The organism is Sphingomonas sp. (assembly GCF_051962185.1).
Taxonomy (GTDB): domain Bacteria; phylum Pseudomonadota; class Alphaproteobacteria; order Sphingomonadales; family Sphingomonadaceae; genus Sphingomonas.
The window spans coordinates 1-8,839 of record NZ_JBQCCN010000266.1 but is presented as its reverse complement, the minus strand read 5'-3'; the positions used below and the strand labels follow the sequence as shown (position 1 = coordinate 8,839).

Annotated in this window: 12 protein-coding genes; 8 read left to right on the top strand and 4 right to left on the bottom strand. The window is 66.9% G+C overall.

Features of this window, described 5'->3' with window-relative positions; all coding sequences use genetic code 11:
• Both ACTHJR_RS16910 and trxA read left to right on the top strand, forming a co-directional pair.
• The coding region (locus ACTHJR_RS16910; protein WP_440524453.1) for a PD-(D/E)XK nuclease family protein at window positions 1-1,297 on the top strand (1,297 nt) is incomplete at its 5' end.
• A 62-nt stretch (window positions 1,298-1,359) separates the two neighbouring features.
• Complete coding sequence (gene trxA, locus ACTHJR_RS16905) at window positions 1,360-1,704, top strand: thioredoxin (protein WP_440524451.1); 345 nt, start codon at window positions 1,360-1,362, stop codon at window positions 1,702-1,704.
• A gap of 253 nt (window positions 1,705-1,957) precedes the next feature.
• Here the strand turns inward: trxA and ACTHJR_RS16900 are convergent, their stop codons facing one another.
• From ACTHJR_RS16900 to argJ, 4 genes are all read right to left on the bottom strand, one after another.
• Window positions 1,958-2,128 (bottom strand): SEC-C metal-binding domain-containing protein, encoded by a 171-nt coding sequence (locus ACTHJR_RS16900; protein WP_440524450.1) that lies wholly within the window; start codon window positions 2,126-2,128, stop codon window positions 1,958-1,960.
• Between the two features lie 153 nt (window positions 2,129-2,281).
• Window positions 2,282-2,893, bottom strand: coding sequence for a glutathione S-transferase family protein (locus tag ACTHJR_RS16895; protein ID WP_440524449.1), 612 nt, complete (start codon window positions 2,891-2,893; stop codon window positions 2,282-2,284).
• 1 nt (window position 2,894) lies between these two features.
• Window positions 2,895-3,329 (bottom strand): GFA family protein, encoded by a 435-nt coding sequence (locus tag ACTHJR_RS16890; protein WP_440524448.1) that lies wholly within the window; start codon window positions 3,327-3,329, stop codon window positions 2,895-2,897.
• Window positions 3,326-4,555, bottom strand: coding sequence for a bifunctional glutamate N-acetyltransferase/amino-acid acetyltransferase ArgJ (argJ, locus tag ACTHJR_RS16885; protein ID WP_440524446.1), 1,230 nt, complete (start codon window positions 4,553-4,555; stop codon window positions 3,326-3,328). Before argJ ends, ACTHJR_RS16890 begins: the two co-directional genes overlap by 4 nt.
• Before the next feature lie 58 nt (window positions 4,556-4,613).
• Here argJ and ACTHJR_RS16880 point away from each other — a divergent pair, with 58 nt between their 5' ends.
• The 6 genes from ACTHJR_RS16880 to ACTHJR_RS16855 form a co-directional block, all read left to right on the top strand.
• Window positions 4,614-5,435 carry an energy transducer TonB gene (locus ACTHJR_RS16880; protein WP_440524445.1) on the top strand — a complete coding sequence of 274 codons (822 nt, stop codon included), beginning with the start codon at window positions 4,614-4,616 and terminating at the stop codon, window positions 5,433-5,435.
• 21 nt (window positions 5,436-5,456) lie between these two features.
• Window positions 5,457-5,924 (top strand): energy transducer TonB, encoded by a 468-nt coding sequence (locus tag ACTHJR_RS16875; RefSeq protein WP_440524444.1) that lies wholly within the window; start codon window positions 5,457-5,459, stop codon window positions 5,922-5,924.
• Between the two features lie 24 nt (window positions 5,925-5,948).
• Window positions 5,949-6,620, top strand: coding sequence for an energy transducer TonB (locus ACTHJR_RS16870; RefSeq protein WP_440524443.1), 672 nt, complete (start codon window positions 5,949-5,951; stop codon window positions 6,618-6,620).
• Window positions 6,621-6,679: 59 nt separating this feature from the next.
• Window positions 6,680-7,549, top strand: coding sequence for an energy transducer TonB (locus ACTHJR_RS16865; RefSeq protein WP_440524442.1), 870 nt, complete (start codon window positions 6,680-6,682; stop codon window positions 7,547-7,549).
• A 70-nt stretch (window positions 7,550-7,619) separates the two neighbouring features.
• A complete protein-coding gene (locus ACTHJR_RS16860) occupies window positions 7,620-7,877 on the top strand; it encodes a hypothetical protein (protein WP_440524440.1) in 258 nt (85 codons plus the stop codon).
• Between the two features lie 81 nt (window positions 7,878-7,958).
• The coding region (locus ACTHJR_RS16855) for a DEAD/DEAH box helicase (RefSeq protein WP_440524438.1) at window positions 7,959-8,839 on the top strand (881 nt) is incomplete at its 3' end.

Here is an 8,839-nt window from a genome sequence, read left to right as displayed (position 1 = left end):
GACCGGCCCGTTGGATGGGCGGCGAAAGCTGATCCGGCGGCTGGGCCTGGAAGCGCGCGATCCAATCGACGAACTGCTCAACGCCGCGCTCGACTTCGAGCGCGTCGCCATTCCCTCGCTGCAGCGCTTCCTCGACTGGTTCGACCGCGGCGACGTCGAGATCGTGCGGGACCCGTCGCAACCGCTCGACGCGGTCCGCGTCATGACCGCGCACGGCGCCAAGGGATTGCAGGCACCGCTGGTGATCCTGGCCGACGCCACCGCCGACCCCGATGCCGCCCCGCGGTCGACGTTGAAATGGAAAGCGGACGATGCCGTCGAGCTGCCCGTGTTCCGGCCGCGCAAGGAGCAGCGCTCGGGCCCGCTGGCCGAGGCGATTGCGGCCGCCGACGCGCGCGAGCTGGCCGAGCATTGGCGGCTATTCTACGTCGCCGCGACGCGCGCCGAGGAACGGCTGGAGATCGCCGGATCGCTCGGCCCGCGATCGCAGGGAGTCCCTTCGACCAATAGCTGGTACGCCGCGGCCGAGGCGGCATTGACGGCGCTGGGCGCGTCCGAACGCGAGGGCGAGGGGCCGCGCCGATCCTTCGCCGGACACGAGCCGCAATCGCCGGTACGGCGACGGGCGTCGCAAGTGGTCGAGCCGCGGCAAATCGCGCTCCCCACCTGGGCGCATCTGCCGGCACCGATCGAATCGCGCCCGCCGCGGCCGCTCGCCCCGTCGTCGCTTGGCGAGGACGACGTGCCCGATCCGCCGCCATCGGCGACCATGCGCGCGGCCGCCGAGCGCGGCCGGCTGATCCATGCGCTGTTCGAGCGGCTTCCCGCCGTCGATCCCGATCGCCGCGCGGCGGCGGCGGAGCGGTGGCTGGCGAGCGTCGGGATGGTCGCTGACCAGGATACGCGGTCGAACGTCGTCGCGACGGTGCTCGCGGTGCTCGACGACCCCGCGCATGCCGCGCTGTTCGGCCCGCAATCGCTTGGCGAGGCGCCGATTTCCGCGGTCGTGCCGGGTGGTCATGTGATCGCCGGCACCGTCGACCGCTTGCTGATCGAACCCGACCGCGTCCGCGTGGTCGATTTCAAGACCGGCCGGCGCGTCCCGCTGGGCCTCGACGAGGTGCCGCAATTCCATTTGCGCCAGATGGCCGCTTACGCCGAGGCGTTACGTGTGATCTTCCCCGGACGGCGGGTCGAAGCGGCGCTGCTGTACACCGCGGCGCCGCGCCTGTTCGACTTGCCGGACGCCGTACTCACTGCCCACAAGCCCGGCTTTGTCGTCACGGAGCAAAGCTAGGGTCACACCCGTTGAGCATGGCCGGGACCGCGCCTACATTCGTGATCAAAGGAGATTCACCCATGGCGACCAAGAAGATCACCGACGACAGCTTCAAGGCGGATGTACTCGATTCCGACAAGCCGGTGCTCGTCGATTTCTGGGCGGAATGGTGCGGCCCGTGCAAGATGATCGGCCCGAGCCTCGAGGAGATTTCGGACGAACTCGGCGAGCAGGTGACGATCGCCAAGCTCAATATCGACGATCACCCCGACGCCCCGGCGCGCTATGGCGTGCGCGGCATCCCTACCATGATCCTGTTCAAGGGCGGCGCGCCGGCCGCGACCAAGATCGGCGCCGAGCCCAAGGGCCGGATCAAGGCGTGGCTGGAGGGCGAGTTGGGAACGGCGACCAGTTCGGTCGCCTGAACCTCGATACAGTGTGAAGAAAGGGCCGCATCCCATTGGGTGCGGGCCTTGTTTTTGTAGCCTTCTCCCGCTTGCGGGTGCACCGGGTGAACAGCGCGGGGCGCTGTTCGCCCGGTGCAGGTTGGGTGAGGGTCTTCTTTCTTCTTTCAAGCGCGTACCGAAGCAGAAGAAGGAAGAAGACCCTCACCCTCCCGCCGCTTTGCGGCAGGCCCCTACCTCTCCCGCATGCGGGAGAGGCGCTAAGCTATTGGGCTCAGCACCGCTCAGCGATAATAATCATGGCGCTCGGCGCCATCGAAACCGGCCGCTGGTCAGGCAGCATGCCTTGAAACCGGCGCCCGGACCCGCACGGGCACGGGTCGTTGCGGCCGAGTTTCTCGACGAGTTCGATATCGCCATGCACGAAGCGCAAGCCACGCTTCACGCGGGTTTCGGACGGATAGCCCTTACGCCGTTTCGAACTGACCTCGAAAGCAGGGCAGGTCGGCGAGATGGTCGATGCGATGCATGATGGCCTCCCTGGATCGCGCCGCGGGATCGCGGCGGGCGGTCCCTCTGGGCGCGAACCGAGATGTCGTCAAGTCAGCGGGATCATCACCTGGCTGGCATAGCCTGGGCGCGATTGCAGCCGGCGATACCAGTCGGTGACATTGGGCAGATCGGGCCGCTCGATGTCGAGCGTGAACCACGTGTAGGCATAGACGCCCATCGGCACGTCGCCGACCCCGAAATCCTCGCCCGACAGCCACGGCGTTTGAGCGAGATGACGGTCGAGGATCGCCATGTGCTCGCCGGTGCGTTTCGCGGAACGTGCGACGGCGGCGATATCGCGCTTGTCGGGCGCGGCGCGGATCAGATTGACGAAGGCGTCGCGCTGGGCATCGGCATAGCCTGCCTGCCAGTCCATCCAGCGATCCCCGAGCGCCCTCAATTGCGGCTCGTCGGACCACCAGCGCGGGCCGCCATGGCGGGCGGCGAGGTAGCGCAGGATCGCGTTCGATTCCCACAACACGAAGCCGTCATCCTCGATCGTCGGGATCAGCGCATTGGGGTTCATCGCCAGATAGGAATCGCTCATCCCGAACTGGCCGCCGACATCGTGGCGGATATAGGACAGGCCGAGTTCCTCGGCGAACCAGGCGACCTTCTTGACGTTGTGCGAGTTGAGCCGGCCCCAGATCGTCAGCATGTCACGGCTCCGTCCGGCCGGGCGCCAGGCCGCGCGTGTCCGGCCGGAATTGGGCGTAGCGCGGCAATCCGTCGTCGATCGCGCCCCATGAGATCGCATCGTCGCAGAAGATGTGAAAACCCGGCCGCACCGCTTCGGGGCCGTCGAGCGTCGCCGCGGCGATGTCGATCTCGTCGGGCTGGAAGTCGACCTCGATCGTCAGCAGCGTGCCGCAGCGCGCGCAATGCCGACGCCGGCCGAATTCGGTGGTGCGACGCTCGGCCAGCAAGTCTTCGCCCGCCTCGACGATGAAATCGGCGCGCTTGGCGGTCGCGAAGACCAGCGCCGGCGCGCCCGAACTACGTTGACAGATTCGGCAGTGGCACCAGCCGACGTCGTACAGCTCGCCGATGACGCGATAGCGCACACCTTCGCAGGCACAGCCGCCGGTCGTCATGAGCGGTAATCGGCGTTGATCGAGATGTACCCGTGCGTGAGATCGCAGGTCCACACCGTCGCGCGCCCATCGCCGAGTCCCAGGTCGACGCCGATGTCGATCTCCTTGCCCTTCAGATGCGCCGCAACCGGTGCTTCGTCATAGCCTGCGACCGCCAGCCCGTTCCTTGCGACCTGGGTCTCGCCGAAGCGGATCGCCAGGCGATCGCGCTCGGCGGGTTCGCCGGCCTTGCCGACCGCCATGACGACGCGGCCCCAATTGGCGTCCTCGCCGGCGATCGCGGTCTTCACCAGCGGCGAATTGGCGATGCTCATGCCGATCCGCTGCGCGCTGGCGTCGCTCTCGGCGCCGGTCACCTCGACCGCGATGAACTTGGTCGCGCCTTCGCCGTCGCGCACGACGAGATGGGCGAGCTGCAGGCAGAGGTCATTGAGCGCCGCCGCGAAGGCATCGGCGCCGGGATCGTCGTCATGCGCGATCGCGACGTTGCCGGCGGCGCCGGTCGCGAAGGCGAGCACGGTGTCGCTGGTCGAGGTGTCGCTGTCGACCGTGATGCACGAGAAGCTGCGCGTGTTGGCGCGGCTCAGCGCCGCCTGCAGCCAGGCGGGGTCGATCGCGGCGTCGGTAAAGATGAAGCCGAGCATCGTCGCCATGTCGGGCGCGATCATCCCCGATCCCTTGATGATCCCGACCAGATTGACCGCCTTGCCGTCGACTATCGCGCGGGTCACCGCCGCCTTGGCAAAGGTGTCGGTGGTCATGATCGTCTCGGCCGCTTCTTCCCAGCCGCATGGTTCCGCGGTGAACGCGGCGGCGAGCCCGGCCTCGGCCTTGTCGAGCGGCAGCGGGACGCCGATCACTCCGGTCGAGGCGACGAACACGTCCGACGGCTGGCAGCCGAGCTGGCGCGCCACGTTGGCGACCAGCCCTTCGACCGCGGCGCGGCCGCGATCGCCGGTGAAGGCGTTCGAATTGCCGGCATTGACCACCAGGGCGCGGGCACGGCCCAGCACCAGAGCGGCCCGGCACCAATCGACTTCCGGGGAGGCACATTTGCTCTTCGTCGTCACGCCCGCGACGGTGGTGCCCGGCGCCATCTCGACATAGGTCAGGTCGCAGCGATCCCATTTCTTGTACTGCGCCCGGGCGACGCGACGGGTGACCCCGGCGATCTCGGGCAGATCCGGAAAGGCGGCGGGCGCGAGCGGCGAGCGAGCGGATGACATGAGCGGGCCCCGAAGTTATCGTGCTCGAATGAGAGCGGGTCGGGGGCGTGTTAGCGTGATGCGGAAGGGGATCAATCGCTTAATCCTGATCTCGTGCCTATCGGCCGCTCCGGCGGTCGCACAAGACGGCGGTACGCCGGCCAAGCCGCTCAACACCGCCGAATGGGTGACGGCTGACGACTATCCGGCCGCGGTGAAGCGCAAGGGCGAATCGGGGACGGTCGCTTTTGCGCTGTCGATCGACGCGAACGGCATGGTCGCGGCCTGCGAAGTCACCCTGTCGTCGCGCGTCGCCTTGCTCGACGAAACGACTTGCCGCCTGCTGACGGAACGTGCGCGATTCACGCCTGCCCGGGATGCCGCCGGCAATGCCGTTGCGGGGACGTTCAGCTCCAAATTCCATTGGTCGCTCGGCCCGCCGCCGGTATCGCCGATGGCAAGCTGGCAGCGGGTTACCTATCTTCATATCGGCCCGAACGGAAAAGTGCTCGACTGTCGCGAAGAGCGCAAAGGCCCGGTTCCGGAAGCGACAGGTAGCATCTGTTGGCTGTCGTCCCCGTCCGCATTCACGATCGGCTTGCGCGGCGGTATCGGGCAGGGCAACCGCCTGGTCATCAGCGAGATGACCCAGAATGTCGCCGGGATGACCACCTATACCGAGATCGGTCGCGGACCGGATCGCCGGATCACCGGACTGAACGCCGCGACGTTCGAGGCGTGGCCGTCGGGCAAGGTCAAGAAGTGCGCCGCAGCCGGGCAGGACGGCTTTGCGGTCGGTTTGCCATCTCCCTGTACCTATGGCTTGGGGCCGTTTATGCCGTTCGATGGCAAGGCGCCGCGCAAGATCAGGTATTCGATCATCACGTCGATCGAGAAATAATCAGATCCGGGAGAGGTTTAGGTGTTCGGCAAGATAGCAACCGTCCTTCTGGTGCTGGTCGCGACGCCGGCCTTCGCGCAGGACGACGAGCCGGTTCCGACGGCCAAGCCGATCGGCAATCCCGGCACGTGGATTCCGCAGGACGGTTACCCGGCGCCGGCGCGCGCGACCGGCGAACAGGGCAGGGTGAGCTTCACCTTGTCGGTCGACGAAACCGGCCGGGTATCCGACTGCAAGGTCACCAAGAGTTCCGAATCGCCGCTGCTCGACGAGACGACGTGCAACTACATGACCGCCAACGGCCGGTTCGAAGTGGCGCGCGACAAGAAGAACAAGCCGATTCCGAGCAAATGGAGTTCGTCGATGCTGTGGAAGCTGGAAACGCCGCCACCGCCGCCGCCCGAGCCGGCGGCGGGAGCGCCTCTGCCGCCGCCGGTCGGGACGCCGCCAGCCGCCAAGCCCGCGCCGGCGGTTCGCAAGAAGTTCTGACGGGGCAGGGTAAAAGGGGGGATAATGCCGAAGTCGATACCGCATGGGGCGCACACCGGGGTCGTGCGCGACGATGCAGGCCCGGACGTCTTTGAGATGGTCCGCGCGCTGGCGATCACCGCGCTGGCGATCGTGGCGCTGGCGATCACCCCCGCCGTTGCCGCAACGCGCGCGAAGAAGCCGGTCAAGCGGGCGCGCGTGATCCCGCGACCGCCCAGGCCGCCGGTCGTGGTTCCGCCGCCGGTCATGGTGCTGCCGCGTGTCGCCGTGCCGATGACGGTCGCGCCGCCCGCGCCCCCAGCGCCGGTGATGCCGCGTCCGCCGCTGCCGCCCTTGGTCAGTCCGCCGGGCGATGCCGCGAAGCCGCTGGTCAACCCTGGAGAGTGGGTCACCGATGGCGACTATCCACCCGAGGCGAAACGGCAGGGCGAGCAGGGTCGTGTGGTCGTCCGCATGGCGCTCGATCGCAAGGGCTTGCCCTATCGGTGCTGGGTCGTATCGAGCAGCGGTTCGGAGAGACTCGACGCCACCACCTGCTATTTGATGCAAAGCCGCGCGCGGTTCGCGCCGGCGCGCGACCCGGACGGCAAGCCGATGGAATGGACCTATCAAATCAGCTTCCGCTGGACGCTCAGAGACGAAGAATTGCAGCCTGCGCTCCCGGTCGTGCCGCCGGTACCCGCTCCCGCGAAGTGAAATATGGTTCGGATGGAACGGGTGCGCCTCCCGCTGGTGACGATCTGGGAAGCCGCGGAATGGCTGAATTGGTCAGGGCAGTCGCGATGACGGTTTTCGCCTTGCTGGGGGTGATGCTCGCACCACTCATCGCGGCGGCGAATCCGGGGCAAAAGGCGGCGAGCGGGTCGACCGACGCGCCATCGAAAAAGCGCACGGCCGGCGTGCCGGTGCCCGCTCCCCCGGTGCCCATGGCCGTGCCGTCGATGGCGCCGCAACGGATGCTCCCTTCCGGACCTCCCGTGGCGATCGCACCGCCAGCGCCGCCGCAGTCGCCACCGCCCTTTCCGGTATCGGTCGAAGTGGCGGGCGAACCGCTGAACGACCCTCGGACCTGGTTCACCGATACGGATTATCCGGCGGAGGCGAAGCGCAACAATCAGCAGGGTCGCGTGACCATCGGCCTCTATGTCGACCCGCAAGGACGACCCGAACGATGCATCGTCATCACCAGAAGCGGTTCCTCGTCCCTCGACCAGACGAGCTGTCGCCTCGCGATGATGCGCGCAAGGTTCAAACCGGCGGTCACCCGCGACGGAGCGCCGACCGGCTTCATCTATACCACGTCGATGCTCTGGCACCTGGCGGATGACCTGGACTTCGATCTCGGCACCAAGATGCCGGACGTGTCGAAGGGGCCTATTCTCAAGACCCTGATCCGGACCGTCGTCGATGTCGACGCGGACGGGCGCGGTGTCGCTTGCCATTCCGGCACTGCGGCGGTTTCCGATGATGAAGCGTGCGCCGATTTTTATCCCGGCCGGCGGATGATCGATCCGGTCACGCGCGCCGGCAAGGCCGTCCCCGCGACCATCACGCTGACGCGGTCGGTCAGGGTCGACCCGAAAGTGACGGCGACCGTGCGGTCGCCGGCACGGTCGGCTCGATGAGTATTTGATAGACCTTTGACGGACGCGTCCCTATGTCACCGTCCTTCGCAATCGACGAGATAGTGCCGGTTTGAATCTGATCCTGCTCCTGTCCGCCTTGTTGTCCGCGTTGAGCGGCACCGGCGGCGCGCGCGCGACGCAGGTGCCGACCACGCTCAGCAGCAATGTCGTCGCGACGGCAGTCAAGGCGACCGTCGCGGTACGGCATCAGATCGCGGCGCGCCCGGTCCAGAGCCTTTCCGGCCCGGTCCAAGCGATGGTGGCGGCATTGCCCGTGCTGACGCTCGCCGATCCGATCCCCGCTTTCGCGAGCCGCCGGCGCGAATAGCGTCGGCGCCACGCTTCCCTTTCGTTGTCGATCAGCGCGGCCCAGCGGGCCCGTGCGTACCCATATAACAGGAACATCATCATGCTCGGCGGACTCGCCAAATCCATTTTCGGGTCGTCCAACGACCGTTACGTCAAGTCGCTCGGGTCGATCGTCAACAAGATCGCCGGGTTCGAACCCACGCTCCAGGCGATGGACGACGCGACGCTCGCCAACCAGACCGTTCTCTTCCGCGAACGCCTGGCCAATGGCGAAAAGCTCGACGACCTGCTGCCCGAAGCCTTCGCGACGGTGCGCGAAGCGGCCAAGCGCGTGCTCGGTCAGCGCCACTACGACGTGCAGATGATCGGCGGCATCGTGCTCCATCGCGGCGAGATCGCCGAGATGCGGACGGGCGAAGGCAAGACGCTGGTCGCGACGCTGGCGGTGTATCTGAACGCGCTGCCCGGCACCGGCGTCCATGTCATCACCGTCAACGACTATCTCGCCAAGCGCGACGCCGAATGGATGGGCCAGGTCTATAAATTCCTCGGCCTGACGGTCGGAGTGATCGTGCCCAATCTGACCGACTTCCAGCGCAAGGAAGCCTATGGGTCGGACATCACCTACGGCACCAACAACGAATTCGGCTTCGACTATCTGCGCGACAACATGAAGTACGAGCGCGAGTCGATGGTCCAGCGCCCGTTCGCCATGGCGATCGTCGACGAGGTCGACTCGGTGCTGATCGACGAGGCGCGCACGCCGCTGATCATCTCGGGCCCGACCGACGACAAGTCGGAACTCTACAAGAGCGTCGACGCGGTGGTGAAGCAGCTCGCCCCCGACCTCTACGAAAAGGACGAGAAGCAGAAGTCGGTCACCTTGACCGAAGAGGGCACCGAAACGGTCGAGCGGATGCTCGAGGCCGCCGGGCTGCTCCAGGGCGACAATCTCTACGATTTCGAGAACACCCAGGTGGT

Excerpts from the sequence above, each read along its gene's own strand:
- trxA (WP_440524451.1), top strand. The coding sequence starts at position 1,360 with ATGGCGACCAAGAAGATCACCGACGACAGCTTCAAGGCGGATGTACTC.
- ACTHJR_RS16895 (WP_440524449.1), bottom strand. The coding sequence starts at position 2,893 with ATGCTGACGATCTGGGGCCGGCTCAACTCGCACAACGTCAAGAAGGTC.
- ACTHJR_RS16890 (WP_440524448.1), bottom strand. The coding sequence starts at position 3,329 with ATGACGACCGGCGGCTGTGCCTGCGAAGGTGTGCGCTATCGCGTCATC.
- argJ (WP_440524446.1), bottom strand. The coding sequence starts at position 4,555 with ATGTCATCCGCTCGCTCGCCGCTCGCGCCCGCCGCCTTTCCGGATCTG.
- ACTHJR_RS16880 (WP_440524445.1), top strand. The coding sequence starts at position 4,614 with ATGCGGAAGGGGATCAATCGCTTAATCCTGATCTCGTGCCTATCGGCC.
- ACTHJR_RS16870 (WP_440524443.1), top strand. The coding sequence starts at position 5,949 with ATGCCGAAGTCGATACCGCATGGGGCGCACACCGGGGTCGTGCGCGAC.
- ACTHJR_RS16865 (WP_440524442.1), top strand. The coding sequence starts at position 6,680 with ATGGCTGAATTGGTCAGGGCAGTCGCGATGACGGTTTTCGCCTTGCTG.